At 68.2% G+C, this 20,193-nt stretch carries 19 protein-coding genes; 12 read left to right on the top strand and 7 right to left on the bottom strand.

The annotated features are described in order from the left end of the window. Nucleotides 1–140: 140 nt before the first annotated feature. The 5 genes from WDLP6_RS00385 to WDLP6_RS00365 form a co-directional block, all read right to left on the bottom strand. Nucleotides 141–602, bottom strand: a complete 462-nt coding sequence (locus WDLP6_RS00385) for a MaoC family dehydratase (protein WP_162590757.1) — start codon at nucleotides 600–602, stop codon at nucleotides 141–143. Between the two features lie 10 nt (nucleotides 603–612). After that, nucleotides 613–1,890 (bottom strand): benzoyl-CoA 2,3-epoxidase subunit BoxA, encoded by a 1,278-nt coding sequence (boxA, locus tag WDLP6_RS00380; protein ID WP_162590756.1) that lies wholly within the window; start codon nucleotides 1,888–1,890, stop codon nucleotides 613–615. A 123-nt stretch (nucleotides 1,891–2,013) separates the two neighbouring features. After that, the gene (boxB, locus tag WDLP6_RS00375) at nucleotides 2,014–3,441 is read right to left on the bottom strand and encodes a benzoyl-CoA 2,3-epoxidase subunit BoxB (RefSeq protein WP_162590755.1); all 1,428 of its coding nucleotides are present in this window, start codon (nucleotides 3,439–3,441) and stop codon (nucleotides 2,014–2,016) included. 32 nt (nucleotides 3,442–3,473) lie between these two features. Next, nucleotides 3,474–5,150, bottom strand: coding sequence for a 2,3-epoxybenzoyl-CoA dihydrolase (gene boxC, locus WDLP6_RS00370; protein WP_162590754.1), 1,677 nt, complete (start codon nucleotides 5,148–5,150; stop codon nucleotides 3,474–3,476). 135 nt (nucleotides 5,151–5,285) lie between these two features. After that, complete coding sequence (locus WDLP6_RS00365; protein WP_162590753.1) at nucleotides 5,286–6,221, bottom strand: helix-turn-helix transcriptional regulator; 936 nt, start codon at nucleotides 6,219–6,221, stop codon at nucleotides 5,286–5,288. A gap of 164 nt (nucleotides 6,222–6,385) precedes the next feature. Between WDLP6_RS00365 and WDLP6_RS00360 the strand changes: the two genes are divergently transcribed. The 9 genes from WDLP6_RS00360 to WDLP6_RS00320 all read left to right on the top strand — a co-directional run bounded on the left by WDLP6_RS00360 (nucleotide 6,386) and on the right by WDLP6_RS00320 (nucleotide 15,549). Then, nucleotides 6,386–6,856 (top strand): DUF4863 family protein, encoded by a 471-nt coding sequence (locus WDLP6_RS00360; protein ID WP_162590752.1) that lies wholly within the window; start codon nucleotides 6,386–6,388, stop codon nucleotides 6,854–6,856. After that, on the top strand, nucleotides 6,853–8,400 hold the full coding sequence (locus tag WDLP6_RS00355; protein ID WP_162590751.1) for a 3,4-dehydroadipyl-CoA semialdehyde dehydrogenase: 1,548 nt from the start codon (nucleotides 6,853–6,855) through the stop codon (nucleotides 8,398–8,400). The genes WDLP6_RS00360 and WDLP6_RS00355 overlap by 4 nt, the downstream gene beginning before the upstream one ends. Nucleotides 8,401–8,512: 112 nt before the next feature. Beyond that, entirely contained in the window at nucleotides 8,513–10,063 is a 1,551-nt protein-coding gene (locus WDLP6_RS00350; protein ID WP_162590750.1) for a benzoate-CoA ligase family protein, read from the top strand. 115 nt (nucleotides 10,064–10,178) lie between these two features. After that, nucleotides 10,179–10,970 carry an alpha/beta fold hydrolase gene (locus WDLP6_RS00345; protein ID WP_162590749.1) on the top strand — a complete coding sequence of 264 codons (792 nt, stop codon included), beginning with the start codon at nucleotides 10,179–10,181 and terminating at the stop codon, nucleotides 10,968–10,970. Then, nucleotides 10,967–12,133: an ABC transporter substrate-binding protein gene (locus tag WDLP6_RS00340; RefSeq protein WP_162590748.1), complete on the top strand. Its 1,167-nt coding sequence runs from the start codon at nucleotides 10,967–10,969 to the stop codon at nucleotides 12,131–12,133. The genes WDLP6_RS00345 and WDLP6_RS00340 overlap by 4 nt, the downstream gene beginning before the upstream one ends. A gap of 141 nt (nucleotides 12,134–12,274) precedes the next feature. Next, nucleotides 12,275–13,147 (top strand): branched-chain amino acid ABC transporter permease, encoded by an 873-nt coding sequence (locus tag WDLP6_RS00335; RefSeq protein ID WP_162590747.1) that lies wholly within the window; start codon nucleotides 12,275–12,277, stop codon nucleotides 13,145–13,147. Further along, entirely contained in the window at nucleotides 13,147–14,103 is a 957-nt protein-coding gene (locus tag WDLP6_RS00330) for a branched-chain amino acid ABC transporter permease (protein ID WP_162590746.1), read from the top strand. The genes WDLP6_RS00335 and WDLP6_RS00330 overlap by 1 nt, the downstream gene beginning before the upstream one ends. Next, on the top strand, nucleotides 14,100–14,846 hold the full coding sequence (locus WDLP6_RS00325; RefSeq protein WP_162590745.1) for an ABC transporter ATP-binding protein: 747 nt from the start codon (nucleotides 14,100–14,102) through the stop codon (nucleotides 14,844–14,846). The genes WDLP6_RS00330 and WDLP6_RS00325 overlap by 4 nt, the downstream gene beginning before the upstream one ends. 1 nt (nucleotide 14,847) lies before the next feature. Then, nucleotides 14,848–15,549 carry an ABC transporter ATP-binding protein gene (locus WDLP6_RS00320; RefSeq protein ID WP_162590744.1) on the top strand — a complete coding sequence of 234 codons (702 nt, stop codon included), beginning with the start codon at nucleotides 14,848–14,850 and terminating at the stop codon, nucleotides 15,547–15,549. Nucleotides 15,550–15,662: 113 nt separating this feature from the next. Here the strand turns inward: WDLP6_RS00320 and WDLP6_RS00315 are convergent, their stop codons facing one another. Further along, nucleotides 15,663–16,979: an AsmA-like C-terminal region-containing protein gene (locus WDLP6_RS00315; protein ID WP_162590743.1), complete on the bottom strand. Its 1,317-nt coding sequence runs from the start codon at nucleotides 16,977–16,979 to the stop codon at nucleotides 15,663–15,665. Between the two features lie 103 nt (nucleotides 16,980–17,082). Between WDLP6_RS00315 and WDLP6_RS00310 the strand changes: the two genes are divergently transcribed. Then, nucleotides 17,083–17,499 (top strand): hotdog fold thioesterase, encoded by a 417-nt coding sequence (locus tag WDLP6_RS00310; RefSeq protein WP_162565185.1) that lies wholly within the window; start codon nucleotides 17,083–17,085, stop codon nucleotides 17,497–17,499. 63 nt (nucleotides 17,500–17,562) lie between these two features. Next, nucleotides 17,563–18,852: a solute carrier family 23 protein gene (locus WDLP6_RS00305; RefSeq protein ID WP_162590742.1), complete on the top strand. Its 1,290-nt coding sequence runs from the start codon at nucleotides 17,563–17,565 to the stop codon at nucleotides 18,850–18,852. Here WDLP6_RS00305 and WDLP6_RS00300 read toward each other — a convergent pair. After that, a complete protein-coding gene (locus WDLP6_RS00300) occupies nucleotides 18,822–19,166 on the bottom strand; it encodes a hypothetical protein (RefSeq protein ID WP_162590741.1) in 345 nt (114 codons plus the stop codon). The two genes, WDLP6_RS00305 and WDLP6_RS00300, sit on opposite strands and share 31 nt — an antisense overlap. Nucleotides 19,167–19,394: 228 nt before the next feature. Between WDLP6_RS00300 and minC the strand changes: the two genes are divergently transcribed. Then, nucleotides 19,395–20,150, top strand: a complete 756-nt coding sequence (minC, locus tag WDLP6_RS00295) for a septum site-determining protein MinC (protein WP_162590740.1) — start codon at nucleotides 19,395–19,397, stop codon at nucleotides 20,148–20,150. The last annotated feature ends 43 nt before the right edge of the window (nucleotides 20,151–20,193 follow it).

The following is a 20,193-nucleotide window of genomic DNA, read 5'->3' as shown; positions in this document are numbered from 1 at the left end:
GTGCGTGGGCGGAATGCGTGAACGAGGACGCGATATTCCGCGCGGGCCGGGCCGCGGACAAGCATTGGTTTTCGTACGCTGCGATGCAGAAATCGCAACGCTCGCGCAGCGCACCCATTGCGGGCACGCAGGGGCTCTGGCTAGGCGGTGGCCGCGCCGGGTTCGATGGGACCGAGCCGGAACAGGCTGGTCGCTTCGAGGTCCAGCACCATCGACTTGCGCTGGTTGAACAGGCGCCATTGCCAGCGCAGGATGCCGAGGGTCGGGCGCTTCTCCGACCTTCGGACTTCGACCACTTCGGCTGCGAGCCGCAGCGCATCGCCGGGCCGCACGGGGTTCGGCCACTTGAGGTACGCGAGCCCCGGCGAAGCGAAGGACTCGGAGCCGACCAATGCCGCATCGGTCAGGAGCCGCATCGCGATCGATGCCGTATGCCATCCGCTCGCGATCAATCCGCCGAAGGGACTGCCGGACGCCGCATCGGGATCGGTATGGAACCACTGCGGGTCATAGGCCTTCGCGAACTGCAGCACCTCCGCCTCGGTCACGAGATAGGGCCCGGCCTCGATGACCTGGCCCACGTGGAACTCGGCGAACTTCACGGACTGCGGCTCAATAGGTTTCGAGGTGCATGCGGCCTTCGCGCTTCAGCGCTTCGCCGACCGTGTCCCAGTCGAGACCCGCTTCGACGGCCACATCGCGCAGCGCGAGCACCACGCCTTCTTCCATGCTCTTCAGGCCGCACACGTAGAAGTGGCTCTGGCCGTCCTTCAGCAGCGCGGCGAGGTCGGCAGCGCGTTCGCGCATCACGTCCTGCACGTAGCGCTTGGGCTGGCCGGGCGTGCGTGAGAAGGCGAAGTTGATGTCGATGAAATCCTTGGGCAGCGTCTGCAGCGGACCGAAGTACGGCAGCTCCTGCTGCGTGCGTGCGCCGAAGAAGAGCAGCAGCTTGCCGCTTTCGAACTTGCCGCTCTTGCGCAGGCGCCGGCGCCATTCGGTCATCGCGCGCATGGGCGCGCTGCCGGTGCCGGTGCAGATCATCACGATGTGCGACTTGGGATGATTGGGCATCAGGAAGGACGCGCCGAAGGGCCCGACCACCTGCACCTTGTCGCCGACCTTGAGGTCGCACACGTAGTTGCTCGCAACGCCGCGCACGGGCTTGCCCTGGTGGTCTTCAGTGACGCGCTTCACCGTGAGCGAGATGTTGTTGTAGCCCGGCCGCTCGCCGTTGCGCGGGCTGGCGATGGAGTACTGGCGCGCGAAGTGCGCCTTGCCGTTGGCATCGGTGCCGGGCGGGATGATGCCGATCGACTGGCCTTCGAGCACGGGGAAGGGCATGCTGCCGAAGTCGAGCACGATGTGGTGCGTCTGGTTCTCGAAGCCGGCCTCGGTGCAGTTGAAGTTGCCGACCACGGTGGCGGTGGTGGGCTTCTTCGGCGGATGCAGGTTGGTGTACGCATGCGCGGCCGACCACGGCGGCGTGGTGGCGCCGTACTGTGCGGAGTTGAAGACGACCTGGCCCGGCTCCGCGGCCGGCTGCGGCGGCGCGGCAGGCGCCGGGTTCACGGCATCACCGGGCGCGGCAACGCCTTCGGCTTCGAGTTGCTCGGGCGTGAGTTCGGCGGGCAGTTCGTCCCAGCTGAGCTGCTCTTCGATCGAGTAGGCGCGCACCACGGGCATGGTGCGCCAGTTGTCGATCGAGCCCGTCGGGCACGGCGAGATGCAGGCCATGCAGCCGTTGCACACATCGGCGCGCACGACATAGTTGCGGTCGTCGTGCGTGATCGCGTTGACGGGGCAGGTGGCCTCGCAGGTGTTGCAGCGGATGCAGATCTCGGGGTCGATCAGGTGCTGCTTGATGACGCTGACTTGTACCGCCATGTCCATATCGTTCTCCTAAAGCCCTCCCCCTCTGGGGGAGGGTTGGGTGGGGGCATGCAGCGTGTCTCGTGGGTACCGCCGCTGCCCCCATCCCTGCCTTCCCCCAGAGGGGGAAGGAGCCAATACCGCTCAGCCGAAGCGGACGTATTCGAAATCGACAGGCTGGCGATTGATGCCCATCACCGGCGGCGCGATCCAGCCCGCGAACTTGCCCGGATCGACCACGCGGCCCATCAACGATGCCACGAAAGCGAAGTCTTCGGGCGTCGGCAGCCACTCGTCCTTCTTGGCGGCCCATTCGGCCTCGTTCACCACGCGGCCTTCGGGCGACATCCTGATGCCGGCCAGCGCGCCGATCTGGCGATTGAACGCCTTGTGCGGCACGACCAGGCGCGTCGGGATGCCGGCTTTCTCGAGCACCTTGTTCCAGCGGCCGATGCCGGCCACCGAGTCCTTGATGAAGTCGTCGCGCAGCACTTCGTTGAGCGCATTGAGCATCGGCACGTCCTTCTCGGCGAGCTGGCCGTTGACGACTTCGAGCACCTTGTAGGTCTGGCCCTTGAGCACATGGTCGTCGGTGCGCTTGCCTTCTTCGTAGCGGCCCTTGAGGCCCGAGCTGTAGAAGGTGGCGGCATTGCTCGACTGGTCGGCGCCGAAGAGGTCGATGGTGACGCTGTAGTGGAAGTTCAGGTAGCGCTGGATGGTGCCGAGGTCGATGGCGCCGGCAGCGCGCACCTTCTGCGGGTCGTCGGTCTTCAGCTCGTTCATCACGGCCGCCGTGCGCGCGAGCACGCGCGACACGCCGCTCTCGCCGACGAACATGTGGTGCGCCTCTTCGGTCAGCATGAACTTGGTGGTGCGCGCGAGCGGATCGAAGGCGCTTTCGGCCAGCGCCGACAGCTGGAACTTGCCGTCGCGGTCGGTGAAGTAGGTGAACATGAAGAAGGCCAGCCAGTCGGGCGTCTTCTCGTTGAAGGCGCCGAGGATGCGCGGGTTGTTCTGGTCGCCCGAAGTGCGCTGCAGCAGCGCCTCGGCTTCCTCGCGGCCGTCGCGGCCGAAGTGCTTGTGCAGCAGGTAGACCATGGCCCAGAGATGGCGGCCTTCCTCGACGTTGATCTGGAACAGGTTGCGCAGGTCGTACATGCTGGGCGCGGTGAGGCCCAGGTGGCGCTGCTGCTCGACCGAGGCCGGCTCGGTGTCGCCCTGCGTGACGATGATGCGGCGCAGGTTGGCGCGGTGTTCGCCGGGGATGTCCTGCCAGGCCTTCTCGCCCTTGTGGTCGCCGAAGTGGATCTCGCGGTTGGCATCGCCCGGGTTCAGGAAGATGCCCCAGCGGTAGTCGCGCATCTTCACGTGGCCGAACTGGGCCCAGCCCTGCGGATCGACGCTGACGGCGGTGCGCAGGTAGACCTCGTAGTGGGTCGAGCCGTCGGGACCGACGTCGTCCCACCAGTTGATGAAGTTGGGCTGCCAGCCTTCGAGCGCACGCTGCAGCGTGCGGTCTTCTCCGAGGTTGACGTTGTTGGGGATCTTCTCGCTGTAGTTGATCGTGCTCATCGTTGTTCCTTGGGTGGTTCGGGCGGGGTTGTTCAGACGCGGTTCAAATCGAAGCCGGCTTTTTCGCCGGTGCCATAGACCTTCAATGCGCCCTTTTCGCCGACGGCGTTGGGGCGGTTGAAGATCCAGTTCTGCCATGCGGTGAGGCGGCCGAAGATGCGCGTCGCCATGTTCTCCTGGCTCGCGAAGCGCAGGTTGGCTTCGAGGCCGGTGAGCGCATCGGGCGACATGGCGGCGCGCTCTTCGATCGCGATGCGAATCTCGTCGTCCCAGTCGATGTCGTCGGGCGACATGGTGACGAGGCCGAGCTGGAGCGCCTCGTCGGCATCGAGTGCGCGGCCGGCCGCGGCGCGCGCGGCTTCCATCGGCGCGCTCTCTTCGTAGAAGCGGCGCTGCAGGCGGCTCTGGTCGTTGACCATCGGGAAGAAGCCGAAGTTGAATTCGTCGAGCGTGATCTTCGGTGCGCGCGCCGCATCGTCGGGCAGCGCGAGCATGTAGGCGCGGTCGGCGGCGAAGGCAATCTCGGCCAGCGTGCCGGCGAAGCACGAGCCCGAATCGATCAGCGCGAACAGGCTGCGCGAGGAGACGTCCAGGCGCGCGAGCGTGCGGCGCAGCGCGCCGATGGTTTCGCGCACCAGCCAGTGGTCCTTGTGGGCGAGCAGGGTCTTGTCGCTGTCGAGCACGGCTTGCGCATCGCCTTCGGTCTTGAGCAGCCAGGTGCCGATGTCGAGTTCGTTGGTGCGCATGTTGAGGATGGCGTCGTCGAGCTGGCGCACCATGGCGAGCGGCCACCAGGCGGCGCCCGCGGCTTCGATGGCGGCGATGTCGGCGGGCTGCGCGCCCTTCGGTGCCTTGACGGTGAAGGTGGCGGTGCGGCGGGCGCGGTCGATCTCGACCGTGACGTGTTCGTAGCGCAGGCTGTCGGGGCCGTCCTCGCGTTCGAGGCGCGTGAGGCTCACGCCCTTGCCGTCGACCGGCCGATGGCTGCTTTCGCCGAGCTTGGCGGCGCGCTCCTGCACGGCGGCGCCGAACTGCGCGGGCTTGGCGATCGCATCGACCAGACGCCATTCGACTGCGCGCTGGCCGCGCACGCCTTCGACGCTGGTGCAGAAGATGTCGGCGAGGTCGTGGCGCACATGGCGCTTGTCGGTGACTCGGGTGAGGCCGCCGGTGCCGGGCAGCACGCCGAGCAGCGGCACTTCGGGCAGCGAGACGGAGGACGAGCGGTCGTCGACCAGCACGATCTCGTCGCAGGCCAGCGCGAGCTCGTAGCCGCCGCCGGCGCAGGCGCCGTTGACCGCGGCGATGAACTTGAGGCCCGAGTGCTTCGACGAATCCTCGATGCCGTTGCGGGTCTCGTTGGTGAACTTGCAGAAGTTCACCTTCCAGGCGTGGCTGGAGACACCGAGCATGAAGATGTTGGCGCCCGAGCAGAAGATGCGGTCCTTGGCGCTGGTGACGATGACCGAGCGCACTTCGGGGTGTTCGAAGCGCACGCGGTTGAGCGCGTCGCAGAGCTCGATGTCCACGCCGAGGTCGTAGCTGTTGAGCTTGAGCTTGTAGCCGGGACGGATGCCGCCGTCCTCGGCGATGTCGAGCGAGAGGCGGGCGACCGCGCCCTCGACGCTGAGCTTCCAGTGGCGGTACTGGGTCGGGTCGGTGCGGTAGTCGACGCGAAGGGCGGGGGTGGCGGCGGTGGTTTCGGTCATGGGGCGGTCTCCTGGGCTGCGGGCATTACGAACAATAGTGCATTCGGCGTGAACCAGAACATGCATCATGCTGCATGTTCTGGCGCGCGTCAACCCGCTCGCGACTTTTTTTACATGTCGAGGGCCGGCCCGGGTTCAGCCGCCTCGGCGCATGGCTTCTCGCACGGTGTCGCGCAGGACCTGGAAGCTCTGCGCGAGGTCGCGGCCGCTGGTGTCGACGCTGAGGTCGGCCTTGGAATAGAAGGCGGCGCGGCCGCTCAGGATGCGGCGCAGGTCGTCCATCGCTTCCTTGCTGGCGGCCATCGGTCGGGTGTCGCCCTGCGCGGCGACGCGGCCCATGTGTTCCTCGGGCGCGGCCTGCAGCCAGACAGTGGTGCAGTGCGCGAGCAGCTGGTTGAAGGTGGCCGGGTCGGACACGATGCCGCCGGGCGTGGCGATCACCACCTCGGCGTAGATCTGCACCGCTTCCTCGAGGGCGCGGCGTTCGTAGCGGCGGTAGGCGTTGGTGCCGTAGAGGTCGTGGATCTCGCGCACGCTGCAGCCGGCCAGCTTCTCGATCTCGCGGCTGAGTTCGACGAAGGGCACTTCGAGATCGTCCGCCAGCATCTGGCCGAGCGTGGACTTGCCGGCGCCGCGCAGGCCGACGAGCGCGATGCGGCGGCTGCGCGCCGGGTCGGCACCGGCGGTGCCGAGCAGCTCGCCGAGCGCCAGGCGGGCGCGGCGCAGATCGGCTTCGTCGCGGTTCTCGAGCAGCTCGCGGATCAGCAGCCATTCGGGCGAGATCGTGGTCACGTCGCCGACCAGCTCGGCCAGCGAGCACTGCAGCGCGCCGGCCACCTGCTGCAGCACCAGGATCGATGCGTTGCCGATGCCGTACTCGAGGTTGGCGAGATGGCGCTCCGACACATTGGCCGCCTGCGCGACGGCCTTGCGCGTGAGCCCGCGCCGCGCGCGCAGGTTGCGCACGCGCTCGCCCAGCGCCACCAGCAGCGGGTTCTTGTTGGCTTCCTCGGTCGCCGGGACCGCCTCGGCGGGCGCGGTCAACACCGCGTCGTCGGCTCTCTGATTCATGACACTGGCTCGCTCTCCATCGGTTCGTCATGCAGGGTAAACCCCAAACATGCACTATATTGCTTGACACCTTTTGTGTCGATGCTTATTGTTCGGGCACAGGCAAGATACTGCACGAAGTCGATTGCCGCAAGTTCAACCGTCCCTCCCACGAAGAAAAGCCCATGTCCAAGCAAGCCTTCCATCAGCGCCTCTCCGACCTGACGGCACAGATCGCCGGCCAGCCGCTCGACGACGCGCTCGACCGCTGGCTCAACAGCACCCATGGCGCCGGCAGCGCCACCTTCGACAGCCTGAAGCAGGCCTGCATCGAGGGCGTGGCCGAAGGCTGGCTCTGCGATCGCGAAGGCGGCGGCATCCGCTATGGCCGCGTGTTCAAGGCCGAGGATGCGTTGCACCGCTTCTCGGTCGACGTGGTCGACATGCAGGACATCGCGGGGCCGCACCACACGCATCCGAATGGCGAGATCGACCTGATCATGCCGCTCGAAGGCGATGCGACTTTCGACGGCCGGCCCGCGGGCTGGTGCGTGTACGCGGCCGGCACCTCTCATCGCCCCACCGTCGCGCAAGGGCGCGCGCTGGTTCTCTATCTGCTGCCCGAAGGCCAGATCCAATTCACGAAGACGCCATGACCGAACTCCTTTCCAATCACGTCGCCGGCCGCTGGCAGGCCGGCAGCGGCGCGGGCACCGCGCTCTTCGATCCGGTGCTGGGCACCGAACTGGCACGCGTCGATGCGACCGGGCTCGATCTGCCCGAAGCCTTCCGCTTCGCGCGCGAGACCGGCGGCGGCGCATTGCGCGCGATGACGTACAAGCAGCGCGCCGGCCTGCTCGCCGGCATCGTCAAGGTGCTGCAAACCAATCGCGACGCCTATTACGAGATCGCCACGGCCAACTCGGGCACGGTGAAGAACGATTCGGCGGTCGACATCGACGGCGCGATCTTCACGCTCGGCCAGTACGCGAAATGGGGCGACGCGCTCGGCGACATGCGCGTGCTGCGCGACGGCGATGCGGTCAAGCTCGGCAAGGAGCCGGTGTTCATGTCGCAGCACGTGCAGGTGCCGACGCGCGGCGTGGCGCTGTTCATCAATGCCTTCAACTTTCCGTCGTGGGGACTTTGGGAAAAGGCGGCGCCTGCGCTGCTGTCGGGCGTGCCGGTGATCGTCAAGCCCGCGACATCCACCGCGTGGCTCACGCAGCGCATGGTGCGCGACGTGGTCGAGGCCGGCGTGCTGCCGGCCGGCGCGCTGTCGGTGATCTGCGGCAGCTCGAACGGGCTGATGGACCAGCTCCAAAGCTTCGACGTGGTCTCGTTCACCGGCTCGGCCGAGACGGGTGCGGTGATCCGCTCGCATCCCGCGGTGGCGGCGCGCTCGGTGCGCGTCAACATCGAGGCCGACAGCCTCAACTCTGCGCTGCTGCTGCCTGACGCGGCGGTGGGTTCCGAGGCCTTCAACCTGCTGGTGCGCGAAGTGGTGCGCGAGATGACCGTCAAGGCGGGCCAGAAGTGCACCGCGATCCGGCGCATCCTGGTACCGGCCGCGGTCTACGACGCGGCAGCCGAAGCGATCGGCGCCAAGCTCGCCGGCATCACGGTCGGCAATCCGCGCAACGAAGGCGTGCGCATGGGGTCGCTGGTGAGCCGCGCGCAGCTGAATGCGGTGCGCGAGGGACTCGACGTGTTGAAGGCGCAGGCCGAGCTGCTGCACGACGGCAGCGGCAAGGCGCTGGTCGATGCCGACCCGGCCATCGCCGCCTGCATCGGGCCGGTGCTGCTCGGTGCGCGCGATGCGGATGCGGCAGGACACGTGCATGACATCGAGGTGTTCGGCCCGGTCGCGACGCTGCTGGCCTATCGCGATATCGACCATGCGATCGCGATCGCGCACCGCGGGCAGGGTTCGCTCGTGACTTCACTTTATGGCGCGGACGATGCCGCGCTCGGCCAGGCGGCGGTGCAGCTCGCGGCCAGCCATGGCCGCGTGCACGTGATCACGCCCGAGGTCGCGCAGGCGCAGACGGGCCACGGCAACGTGATGCCAATGTCCAACCACGGCGGCCCGGGCCGCGCGGGCGGCGGCGCCGAACTGGGCGGCTTGCGGGCATTGGATTTCTATCACCGGCGCAGCGCCGTCCAGGCCAGCCCCGGCGTGCTCGCCGAACTGAAATGACCCCCAGGCTTCGCGCACTTCGTGTCGCTACGCCAACCCCCTTGCAGGGGGCAACACCTGCGGCCCGGCGAAGCCGGTTCCGCGGTGTTCCTGAAACTACGGAGCTAGATCCATGAGCCTGCCTGCCTCCTTCAACTTCGCCGAGCATCTGTTCGCTCTCAACCGCGGCCGCGCGCAGAAGATCGCCTACGTCGACGACCGCGGCACCCTGCCCTACGGCCAGCTCGAGGACCGCGCGCGCCGGCTCGCCGCGGCGCTGCTCGCCGCGGGCGTGCAACGCGAGGACCGCGTGCTGCTGCTGATGCTCGACAACGCCGACTGGCCCGTGAGCTTCCTCGGTTGCCTGTATGCGGGCGTGGTGCCGGTCGCGGTCAACACGCTGCTCACGGCGGATGACTACGCCTACATGCTCGACCACAGCGGCGCGAAGGCCGCGCTGGTGTCGGGCGCCTTGCTGCCGGTGCTGCAGGACGCGATGGGCAAGGCGCCGAACGCCGTGCGCGCCCTCTTCGTCTCGCAGCCCGCGGGCGCACTGCCCGAGGGCGCGCAGGGCATCGACGCCGCGATCGCCGCGCACGCGCCGCTGCCCGCGCCCGCGGCCACGACGCCGCAGGACCATGCGTTCTGGCTCTATTCGTCGGGCTCGACCGGCAAGCCCAAGGGCACGGTGCACACGCATGCCAACCCATGGTGGACGGCCGAGCTCTACGGCAAACCCGTGCTCGCGCTGACCGAGGACGATGTCTGTTTCTCCGCGGCCAAGATGTATTTCGCGTACGGTCTGGGCAATGCGCTGACCTTTCCGCTCTCGGTCGGCGCGACCGTGTTGCTGATGGCCGAACGCCCCACGCCCGATGCGACCTTCAAGCGCTGGACCGGCACGCACAAGCCGACGGTTTTCTTCGGCGCACCGACCGGCTTCGCGGGCATGCTCGCCTCGCCCGCGCTGCCGGCGCGCGAGGCGGTGTCGCTGCGCATGTGCTCCTCGGCCGGCGAGGCGCTGCCGGGCGAGATCGCGCAGCGATTCAAGCAGCACTTCGGCTGCGAGATCGTTGACGGCATCGGCTCCACCGAGATGCTGCACATCTTCATCTCGAACCGGCCGGGCGACATCCGCTACGGCACCACGGGCAAGCCGGTCGACGGCTACGAGATCGAGCTGCGCGGCGAGGACGGCAAGCCGGTCGCGGTCGGCGAGGTCGGCGATCTCTACATCAAGGGACCGAGCACCGCGCTGATGTACTGGGCCAATCCCGAGAAGAGCCGCGAGACCTTCCGCGACGGCTGGACCAAGAGCGGCGACAAGTACTCGCGCGATGCCGACGGCTACTACACCTATGCGGGCCGCAGCGACGACATGCTGAAGGTCAGCGGCATCTACGTCTCGCCCTTCGAGGTCGAGGCCACGCTGATGCAGCATCCGGCCGTGCTCGAGGCCGCGGTGATCGGCAAGGAAGACGCGGACGGCCTGACCAAGACCAAGGCCTATGTGGTGCTGAAGTCCGGCCAGACCGTGAGCGACGACGAACTGAAGGCCTTCGTCAAGGAGCGCCTCGCGCCCTACAAGTACCCGCGCTTCATCGAGTTCGTCGACGAGCTGCCGAAGACGGCGACGGGCAAGATCCAGCGCTTCCGCCTGCGCGAGCAGGAGCAGAAGGCGTGAAGCTGTCTGTCTTCCTCCCCTTCTGGGGGAGGGCTGGGGTGGGGGCATGCGGCGCCACCATCGGACGCTGCGACCCCCATCCCGACCTTCCCCCAGAGGGGGAAGGGGCAAGACCATGACGGCCTTCGCCAGCATCTTGTGGCGCGGGCGTGATGTGCGCATCGAGTACCAATGGATCGCCCCCGAGCGCACCGACGCCCCGCTGGTCGTCTTCCTGCACGAAGGCCTCGGCTCGGTCGCGATGTGGAAGGACTTCCCCGAGCGCCTGTGCGAAGCCGGCGGCCTGCGCGGGCTGGTGTTCTCGCGCCCGGGCTATGGCCGCTCGACGCCGCGCGCGGCCGACGAAGTGTGGGACGTCGACTTCATGCACCGCCAGGCGCACGAGGTGCTGCCGGCCTTCTTCGGCGCCATCGGCCTGGCCGAGAAGCCCTGGCTCTTCGGCCACAGCGACGGCGCCTCGATCGCTCTGCTGTATGCGGCGCGCTTCCCCGAGCGCGTAGCAGGCCTGGTGGTGCTCGCGCCGCACATCTTCGTGGAAGACGTGACGGTCGCGAACATCGAAGAGGCGCGCAAGGCCTACCTGGACAGCGACCTGCCGCAGAAGCTCGGCCGTTACCACGACGACGTGGACTCGGCCTTCTGGGGCTGGAACCGCATCTGGCTGCACCCGCCCTTCCGGCAATGGAACATCGAGGCCGAGCTCGGCACGATCCGCTGCCCGGTGCTCGCGATGCAGGGCGTGGACGACGAGTACGGCACGCTCGCGCAGATCCGCGGCATCGCCGCGCGCGTGCCGCAGACAGCGCTCCTGGAAATCCCCAACTGCGGGCATTCCCCGCATCGCGACCAGCCGGAACAGGCGATAGTTGCGGCCATTTCATTCATCAACACGAGGAGACATCCATGACCACCCGCATCGCACGCACCGCGCTGACCGCGCTCGCGCTGGCCTGCATCGCCACGCTCGGCCATGCCCAGCAGGCCAAGCTCAAGGTCGGCTTCATGCTGCCGTACAGCGGCACCTACGCCGCGCTCGGCGTGGCGATCGAGAACGGCTTCAAGCTGCGCGTCGACGAACAGGGCGGCAAGCTCGGCGGCCGCGAGATCGAGTACATCAAGGTCGACGACGAATCGGATCCGGCCAAGGCGACCGACAACGTCAACAAGCTGATCAAGCGCGACAACGTCGACGTGATCATCGGCACCGTGCACTCCGGCGTCGCGATGGCGATGGCCAAGGCGGCCAAGGAAAGCGGCACCGTGCTGATCGTGCCGAATGCCGGCGCCGATGCGGTCACCGGCCCGATGTGCGCGCCGAACATCTTCCGCAGCTCGTTCTCGAACTGGCAGCCGGCCTATGCGATGGGCGAGGTCGCGGCCAAGCAGGGCAAGAAGACCGCGATGACCATCACCTGGAAGTACGCGGCCGGCGACGAGTCGGTGGCCGGCTTCAAGGAAGGCTTCGAGAAAGGCGGCGGCAAGGTGGTCAAGAATCTCACCGTGCCCTTCCCCAACGTCGAGTTCCAGGCGCTGCTGACCGAGATCGCGGCGGCCAAGCCCGATGCGGTGTATTCCTTCTTCGCCGGCGGCGGCGCGGTCAAGTTCGTCAAGGACTATGCGGCGGCCGGGCTCAACAAGACCATTCCGCTCTACGGCCCCGGCTTCCTCACCGACGGCACGCTGGATGCGCAGGGCGATTCGGCGCAAGGCATGCTGACCACGCTGCACTATGCGGACGGCCTCAACACGCCGCGCGACAACGCTTTCCGCACCGCCTATGCCAAGGCCTTCAGGCTGCAGCCCGACGTGTATGCGGTGCAGGGCTACGACGCGGCGCAGATGCTCGGCATCGGCCTCAACGCGGTCAAGGGCGACATCACGAAGAAGGCCGAGTTCGCGAGCGCGATCGAGAAGGCGAAGATCGACAGCCCGCGCGGCGCGTTCTCGATCAGCAAGTCGCACAACCCGGTGCAGGACATCTATCTGCGCAAGGTCGAGGGCAAGGAGAACAAGCTGGTCAACATCGCCGTCAAAGGCCTTGCCGACCCGGCCCGCGGCTGCAAGATGTAGCTCGCCCCCAGGCTGCGCGCACTTCGTGTCGCTGCGCCTTCCCCCTGCCGGGGGCAACGCCAGCGGACCGGCAAAGCCGGTTCCGCGGCATTCCCCGACGGGGACCCGGCACCCTTCAACGACCTCACCAAGAACTTGCTCGTGGACTTCGGTACCTTTCTCGTTCAATGCCTGAACTCCGTGCAGTACGGCCTGCTGCTGTTCCTGGTGGCGTCGGGGCTGACGCTGATCTTCGGCATCATGGGTGTGATCAATCTCGCCCATGGCAGCTTCTACATGCTGGGCGCCTACATGGCGTTCGCGCTGTCGCCGCTGTTCGGCAACAACTTCATCCTGATGCTCGCGGCGGGCGTGGTGCTCGCCGCGGTGTTCGGCTATCTGCTGGAGTGGGCCTTCTTCAGCTACCTCTACCAGCGTGACCACCTGCAGCAGGTGCTGATGACCTACGGCCTGATCCTGGTGTTCGAGGAGCTGCGCTCGCTGCTGGTGGGCAACGACGTGCACGGCGTGCGGGCGCCGCCCTGGCTCTCGGGCAGCTTCGCGCTCGGCGAGCTGATGAGCTACCCGTGGTACCGGCTCTTCGCCTCGGCCGCCTGCATCGTGCTGGCGATCGGGCTCTACCTCGTGGTCAACCGCACGCGGCTGGGCATGATGATCCGCGCCGGCGCCAGCAACCGCGACATGGTGCGCGGCCTGGGCATCGACATCCGCCGGCTCTACCGCATCGTGTTCGCGGCCGGCGTGGCGCTGGCCGCGCTGGCCGGCATGATCGCGGCGCCGATGTCCTCGGTGTATCCGGGCATGGGCTCGAGCGTGCTGATCATCTGCTTCGTGGTGGTGGTGATCGGCGGCATCGGCTCGATCACCGGCGCGCTGGTGGCCTCGCTGCTGGTCGGCTTCGTCGATACCTTCGGCAAGGTGTTCTTCGCCGAGCTGAGCGGGATCGGCGTCTATGTATTGATGGCGATCGTGCTGGTCTGGCGGCCGGAGGGACTCATGGGGCGCAAGACGTGATGCACCGCCTGAATCATTGGCTGCCGCTCGTGTGCGCGATCGTGCTCGCCCTCTTCGGCCCGCTGCTGAGCCCCTACATCTCGGACCTCGTGGTCAAGGTGATGATCCTCGCGATCTTCGCGCTGAGCCTCGAACTGCTGGTCGGCATGACCGGCCTCGTGAGCCTCGGCCATGCGGCCTTCTACGGCATCGGCGCCTATGCGACCGTGCTCGGCTCGGGCAAGGACGGCGGTTCGATCGCGTGGCTGCTGCCGCTCGCGATGGGCTCGGCCGCGGCCTATGCGCTGGTGGTCGGCGCCTTGAGCCTGCGCACGCGCGGCGTGTACTTCATCATGGTCACGCTGGCCTTCGCGCAGATGGCCTTCTTCGTGTTCCACGACACCGCGCTCGGCGGCGGCAGCGACGGCATCTACATGTACGTGCGCCCTGCCCTCGGCGCCCTCGACATGGAAAGCAGCCGCGTGCAGTTCTACGTCGTGCTGGCCGCGCTCGCCGGCACCTACGGTTTTCTCGCGCTGGTCCGGCGCTCGCGCTTCGGCGCCGCACTGGCCGGCATCCGCGTCAACGAACAGCGCATGCGCGCGGCGGGCTTCGCGGTCTATGGCTACAAGCTCGCGGCCTTCGTGATCGGGGGCGCGCTGGCCGGGCTCGCGGGCTTCCTGGTGGCCTCGCGCGACGGCGTGGTCAATCCCGAGCTGCTGGCCTGGCACAACTCGGGCGAGGTGCTGCTGATGATCATCCTCGGCGGCCTCGGCCACCTGCGCGGCGCGGTGATCGGCGCGGTGGCGTTCACGCTGCTGAAGGAGCTGCTGTCGACGGCCGCGCTGGTCGGGCCGCTCGCGGACCACTGGCAACTGACGCTGGGCCTTGCCATCATCGCCTTCGTCGCGCTGCTGCCCAAGGGCATCATCGGCATCGCGGCGCGCGTGTCTTCTTCTTCCAAGGCTGCGGTATGACTTCGCTTCTGGCGGTCGACACGCTCACGCGCCGCTTCGGCGGACTGGTCGCCGTCAATGCGGTGACCCTGGACCTGCATCGCGGCGAAGTGCATGCGATGATCGGCACCAACGGCGCCGGCAAGTCGACCTTGATCAACATGCTGTCGGGCGAGATCGGCGCCTCGGGCGGACGCATCACGCTCGATGGCCAGGACATCACGCGGCGCTCGCAGGCGCGCCGCGCGCGCGGCGGCGTCGGGCGCAGTTACCAGCGCACGACGATCTTTCCCGAGTTCAGCGTGCACGAGAACTGCCGCCTCGCGGCACAGGCAGCGACGCCGCGGCCGTGGGCGATCTGGCAATCGTCGAAGCACTGCGACGCGAGCAATGCGACGGCGCGCGAGGCGCTCGAATCCGCGGGCCTTGCCGCGGTCGCCGAGCGCATCGCCGGCACGCTGAGCCACGGCGCCAAGCGCCAGCTCGAAGTCGCGATGTGCCTGGCCACGCGGCCGCGCGTGCTGCTGCTCGACGAGCCGCTGGCCGGCATGGGCGCCGAGGAGACCGAGCGCATGCTGACGCTGCTCGCGAACCTCAAGGCTGCGCATGCGATCCTGCTGGTGGAGCACGACATGGACGCCGTGTTCCGCATCGCCGACCGCATCACGGTGATGGTGAACGGCACGGTGATCGCGACGGGCGATCCCGCGTCGATCCGCAGCAATCCTGAAGTGCGTACCGCCTACCTCGGCGAGGACCATTGAGATGCTGAACATCGAAGGCCTCAACACCTACTACGGCGACAGCCACATCCTGCGCGGCGTCGACGTCGCGATGCCGGCCGCCACCTCGGTCGGCCTGCTCGGGCGCAACGGCATGGGCAAGACCACGCTGATCCGCTCGCTGATGGGCTATGTGCGGCCGGCCTCGGGCCGGGTGCGGCTCGACGGCCAGGACGTGACCGGCTGGGCGCCCGAGAAGATGGCGCGCCGCGGCATCGGCTATGTGCCCGAGGGCCGCGGGATCTTCCCGAATCTCAGCGTGCGCGAGAACCTGCTGATGAGCGCGCGCGCCGGCATCGACGGCCAGCGCGCCTGGACCTTCGACCGTGTGATGGCGACCTTTCCGCGCCTGACGGAACGGCTCTCGCACGGCGGCCAGCAACTGTCGGGCGGCGAGCAGCAGATGCTGTCGATCGGCCGCGCGCTGATGACCAACCCGCGCCTCCTGATCCTCGACGAGGCGACCGAAGGCCTCGCGCCGCTGATCGTGATGGAGATCTGGCGCGTGATCGCCGACATCCGCACCACCGGCATCGCGACCCTGATCGTGGACCGCGACTGGCGCAAGGTGCTGGGGCACACCGACCAGGCCGTCGTCATGGAGAAGGGGCGTATCGTGCGGCGCGGCTCTTCGGCCGAACTGCTGGCAGCGCCCGATGCCCTGGCGCAGTTGCTGGGCGTGTGACGATGCCGGCACGATGGATTTTCTCCAGAGCCTGAAGGCGCTGTGGTCCGCGCTGCTGGCGCTGGCGCACCTCGTGGCCAGCCTGCTGAACCTGTTGCCCTGAGGACCGCGGCTCAGCGCGGTTTGGCCGAGGATGCCGGACGGCCTGGCTTCTTCGCATCGCCGCCGCCGAACATCTTCTCCATCTGCTGCCCGATGCGCGCGCCGATCGCGGTACCGACGCCCGGCAGCACGGCCGAGCCCACGGCCGCGCCGGTGAGCGCGCCGCTGGTGAGCGAGAGCTGCGGCGCATCGAGCGTGCCGCCGAGCTTGAGCGGCACGCCGACCACGCCGTCGACGATGTCGATCGCCGCTTCGCCGTCGAGCCGCCGGTTGACCACGGTGGCGCTGCCGCTCGCGGTGAGCACGCCGGAGCGCGCCCTCAGGCCGGTGTAGCGCAACACCACGCCGTCGTCGCTGGCCTGGGTGTCGAGCGTGCCGCTCAGCTGTTCGAGCGGCGTGCGGCCGCCGCGGCTGAAGCCCGCGGTGCTGATCGCCTTCGACAGATCGAAGCCGTCGAGCGTCGCGGGCGCGACGGTGAAGCGGGTGCGCGTGTGCAGCTTGCCGATCAGCGCGGAGAGGTTCTCGCCTTCGGTGTCGACCGATGTCTGGCCGGAGAGCTTGCCCTCGACCGCGCTGTGGCGGCCGAAGCTGCGCACCAGCGCATCGATGTCGACGTTCTTCGGCTCGAGCCGGGCTGTGAAACGCAATGGGCCGCCGTCGGGAGCCTGCAATTCGGACTCGCCGTTCCAGGTGCCGCCGCCGACGTCGATCAGCGTGCGCCAGCGGTCCTCGCCGCCTTCGCGTTCGAGCCGCAGCCGGGCGGGCGGCGCGACGCCGGGCCGCGAAACCTCGGCCTCGCGCGGGCGCCAGTGCGCGTCGAAGGCGATGTCGGCATCGTAGGCGAGCGCGATGCCGCGCCGATCGATCCACGTGATGTCGCGCAGACGAAGGCGCGCCACGGGCACGTCGGCGAGGCTCCAGGCGCCTGCCAGCACGCTCGCGGCCGGGTCGTCGCCTTGCCAGCGACCGCGGAAGGCACGCACCGAGGTGCGCGGCAGCACCGCGCCGTCGATCTCGACGACATCGACCGCGACCCGGCGACGCAGCAGGCCGGCCAGCTGCGGCCGCGCGACGATGCGGCGCACGGTGATCGGCGGCTCCTGCGCCGTGGCAACGTCGTCGAGCAGCACCACCGGCGTGGGCCGCAAGGCCCAATGCGCCGCGCCGACCCGAAGACCGATGCCGGAGGCCTTCTCGAAGCGGGTGGCGATCTCGGTCGCGAACGCCTGGTCGTTCGGCAGCAGCAGGTGCGCGAGCAGCGCGAGGCCGGCCAGCAGCACCACGACGGCCGCGGCCGCGCCGGTGATCCATCGTCGGGTGCGCGTCATGTCCAAAGCTTATCCCCGCCCGCGGCCGGCCGCCGTGTCGGCCGGAGGCCCGTCGTGCGGGCGCCGATCGCTATAGTTTTGGGCATTCACCTGGAGATTCCCCATGCGCATCTGGCACAAAGAGATATCGATCGAACAGCTCACCCGCAGCCACGTGGACACCGCCGTGGCCACGCTCGGCATCGAATTCCTCGAGGTCGGCGACGATTTCATCCGCGCCCGCGTGCCGGTGAACGGGCGTACGCGGCAGCCCTACGGCATCCTGCACGGCGGCGTGTCGGTGGTGCTGGCCGAGACGCTGGGCTCGTGCGGCGCGTACTATTCGGCGCCGGAGGGGCAGCGCGCGGTCGGGCTGGACATCAATGCCAACCACATCCGCGCGACCAGCGAGGGCTGGGTCACCGGCATCGCGCGGCCGGTGCACCGCGGACGCACGACGCAGGTGTGGCAGATCGACATGACGAATGACGAGGGCGCGCTGACCTGTGTCTCGCGCATCACGATGATGATTCTTGGCTAACCCCCAGGCTTGCCCACTTCGCGTGGCTTGTTCATGAATGACAACAACCGAGGAAAAAGAAACATGAGCGATTCCTACCTTCCCCGCTGGCGCGAAGTCGCCGCCACCCAGGGCACCGTCGTCGCACCCGACGAACGATTGGCCTGGCCGCAGACGACCGCGATGGGCGTGCAACACGTGATCGCGATGTTCGGCTCCACGGTGCTGGCGCCGATCCTGATGGGCTTCAGCCCCAACATCGCGGTCCTGATGAGCGGCGTGGGCACGCTGATCTTCTTTCTCATCACCGGCGGCCGGGTGCCGAGTTACCTGGGCTCGAGCTTCGCCTTCATCGGCGTGGTGATCGCGGCCACCGGCTACGCGGGCAAGGGGCCGAACGGGAACATCGCGGTGGCGCTGGGCGGCATCGTGGCCTGCGGGGCGATCTATGTCGTGATCGGCGCGATCGTGCAGGCGATCGGCACCGGCTGGATCGAGCGCTTCATGCCGCCGGTGGTGACGGGCGCGGTGGTCGCGGTGATCGGGCTGAACCTGGCGAGCGTGCCGATCAAGAACATGGCGGCGAACAACTTCGATGCGTGGATGCAGGCCGTCACCTTCCTGTGCGTGGGGCTGGTCGCGGTGTTCACGCGCGGCATGGTGCAGCGGCTCCTGATCCTGGTCGGGCTGATTCTCGCGAGCATCGTCTACGCGGTCTTCACCAACGGCCTCGGCATGGGCAAGCCGCTGGACCTGTCGGGCATCGCCAGCGCGGCGTGGTTCGGCGTGCCGGGCTTCACGACGCCGGTGTTCGACGGCAACGCGATCGTGCTGATCGCGCCGGTGGTGATCATCCTGGTGGCCGAGAACCTGGGCCACCTGAAGGCGGTGACCGCGATGACGGGCCGCAACCTCGACCCGCTGATCGGCCGCGCCTTCATCGGCGACGGCGTGGCGACGATGGTGAGCGGCGCGCTGGGCGGCACCGGCGTGACGACCTATGCCGAGAACATCGGCGTGATGGCGGCCACGCGCATCTACTCGACGGCGGTGTTCGTGGTGGCAGCGCTGATCGCGCTGCTGCTGGGCTTCTCGCCCAAGTTCGGCGCGCTGATCCAGGCGATTCCGCTGCCGGTGATGGGCGGGGTGAGCATCGTGGTGTTCGGGCTGATCGCGGTGGCGGGTGCGCGGATCTGGGTCGACAACAAGGTCGACTTCTCGCAGAACAGGAACCTGATCGTGGCCGCGATCACGCTGGTCATCGGCACCGGCGACTTCACGCTGAAGTTCGGCCAGTTCGCGCTCGGCGGCATCGGCACCGCGACCTTCGGCGCGATCCTGCTCTATGCGCTGCTGGGCCGCTCGCGCAATTGAGGCGCCGCGCGCCGCGCGCCGTGTCGCGGCGCGGCGCGCTGGCGGTAGATCGCCAGCAGGTCGGCCATCAGTTCGGCGAACAGGCCGGGCGGGTCGTTCATCATGCGTGCCACCGGATAGCTGCCGAGCGTGAAGCCGGCGAAGCGGATCTGCACGCTGTCGAAGTACATGTGGAGCGCATCGCCCGCATCGCGAAGGCAGCACTCGGCCGATGCGAAGAAGTCGCCGCAGTGGCGGCCGGGCGGCTTGGCGGCGCCGAGGCTGTAGGTGAACAGGTCCGGCTGGACGGTCTGGATATCGAGAATGGGCTGCATCGCAAGCGGGCTCCTGCTTTTCGGGAAGCGGCCGAGTGTGCAGAAGGATCTCGGGCCTCGATGTAGGAATCGGCTGCGTTGCCGAGTCCCCGTGCATGGAGCCTGCGCGATGGGCCGAAGTTGCAACGTCGTGAAAGAAATGTTGTGTCGCCGACGCATTCGCGACTCCTTTTGCGGCACGCACGCCCATGCCCGTTAGACTTCAACGCTTTTCGAACCACGTTTTCCATGGCCGATGCATCCGCCGCGCGCACCAAAGCGGTTTTCGAATTCAAGAGCGCGACGCTGCCGCTGATCGCGGTGATCCTCAAGACGGCGGACCTCGATGTCCTGGCCGACGCGCTCGAGGTCCAGCTCGCCGATTCGCCCGACTTCTTCGAGCAGGAGCCGGTGGTCATCGACCTGTCGCAGCTGCAGGACGAAGCGCAGGCGACGGAGATCGACTTCCCCGCGCTGCGCAGCCTGCTGGCGCGCCACCAGACGCAGCCGATCGCGGTGCGCGGCGGCAACGAGGCGCAGAACGCCGCGGCGCGCGCCGCCGGCCTGTCGCTCGCGGCCATGCCCGTGGCGCCGAGCCCGCGCCCTGCCGCACCCCCCGCCGAGCCGCGCAGCGAAGCGCCGCAGATCGTGCGCGAGGTGCCGGTGCCGGCCGGCGGCACGCTGGTGATCGACAAGCCGCTGCGCTCCGGACAGCAGGTGTATGCGCGCGGCGGCGACGTGATCGTGACGGCGGTGGTGAGCTTCGGCGCCGAGGTGATCGCGGACGGCAACGTCCACGTCTACGCGCCGCTGCGCGGCAAGGCGATCGCCGGTGCGCGCGGCGATACCGAGGCGCGCATCTTCACGACCTGCATGGAGGCGCAGCTGGTGGCAATCGCGGGCATCTACCGCACCTCGGAAGTCGCGCTGCCAGCCGAGCTCGCGAGCAGGCCGGTGCAGATCGTGCTGGACGGCAAGAAACTGGTGATGAACGCGATCCTTTGACGAGGCGGGTTCGACACGACAACAACCTGACAACTGAAACGAA

The sequence above is a fragment of the Variovorax sp. PBL-E5 genome, from assembly GCF_901827185.1.
In the GTDB taxonomy this organism is placed as follows: domain Bacteria; phylum Pseudomonadota; class Gammaproteobacteria; order Burkholderiales; family Burkholderiaceae_C; genus Variovorax.
The sequence above is the reverse complement of the archived record's forward strand: the minus strand, read 5'-3'. Positions and strand labels throughout refer to the sequence as shown.

Coding starts and splice junctions, on each gene's coding strand:
- WDLP6_RS00350 (WP_162590750.1), top strand. CDS start 8,513: ATGAGCCTGCCTGCCTCCTTCAACTTCGCCGAGCATCTGTTCGCTCTC.
- boxA (WP_162590756.1), bottom strand. CDS start 1,890: ATGGACATGGCGGTACAAGTCAGCGTCATCAAGCAGCACCTGATCGAC.
- WDLP6_RS00345 (WP_162590749.1), top strand. CDS start 10,179: ATGACGGCCTTCGCCAGCATCTTGTGGCGCGGGCGTGATGTGCGCATC.
- WDLP6_RS00320 (WP_162590744.1), top strand. CDS start 14,848: ATGCTGAACATCGAAGGCCTCAACACCTACTACGGCGACAGCCACATC.
- WDLP6_RS00310 (WP_162565185.1), top strand. CDS start 17,083: ATGCGCATCTGGCACAAAGAGATATCGATCGAACAGCTCACCCGCAGC.
- WDLP6_RS00340 (WP_162590748.1), top strand. CDS start 10,967: ATGACCACCCGCATCGCACGCACCGCGCTGACCGCGCTCGCGCTGGCC.
- boxC (WP_162590754.1), bottom strand. CDS start 5,150: ATGACCGAAACCACCGCCGCCACCCCCGCCCTTCGCGTCGACTACCGC.
- WDLP6_RS00360 (WP_162590752.1), top strand. CDS start 6,386: ATGTCCAAGCAAGCCTTCCATCAGCGCCTCTCCGACCTGACGGCACAG.
- WDLP6_RS00325 (WP_162590745.1), top strand. CDS start 14,100: ATGACTTCGCTTCTGGCGGTCGACACGCTCACGCGCCGCTTCGGCGGA.
- WDLP6_RS00300 (WP_162590741.1), bottom strand. CDS start 19,166: ATGCAGCCCATTCTCGATATCCAGACCGTCCAGCCGGACCTGTTCACC.
- WDLP6_RS00315 (WP_162590743.1), bottom strand. CDS start 16,979: ATGACGCGCACCCGACGATGGATCACCGGCGCGGCCGCGGCCGTCGTG.
- WDLP6_RS00365 (WP_162590753.1), bottom strand. CDS start 6,221: ATGAATCAGAGAGCCGACGACGCGGTGTTGACCGCGCCCGCCGAGGCG.
- WDLP6_RS00330 (WP_162590746.1), top strand. CDS start 13,147: ATGCACCGCCTGAATCATTGGCTGCCGCTCGTGTGCGCGATCGTGCTC.
- boxB (WP_162590755.1), bottom strand. CDS start 3,441: ATGAGCACGATCAACTACAGCGAGAAGATCCCCAACAACGTCAACCTC.
- minC (WP_162590740.1), top strand. CDS start 19,395: ATGGCCGATGCATCCGCCGCGCGCACCAAAGCGGTTTTCGAATTCAAG.
- WDLP6_RS00305 (WP_162590742.1), top strand. CDS start 17,563: ATGAGCGATTCCTACCTTCCCCGCTGGCGCGAAGTCGCCGCCACCCAG.
- WDLP6_RS00355 (WP_162590751.1), top strand. CDS start 6,853: ATGACCGAACTCCTTTCCAATCACGTCGCCGGCCGCTGGCAGGCCGGC.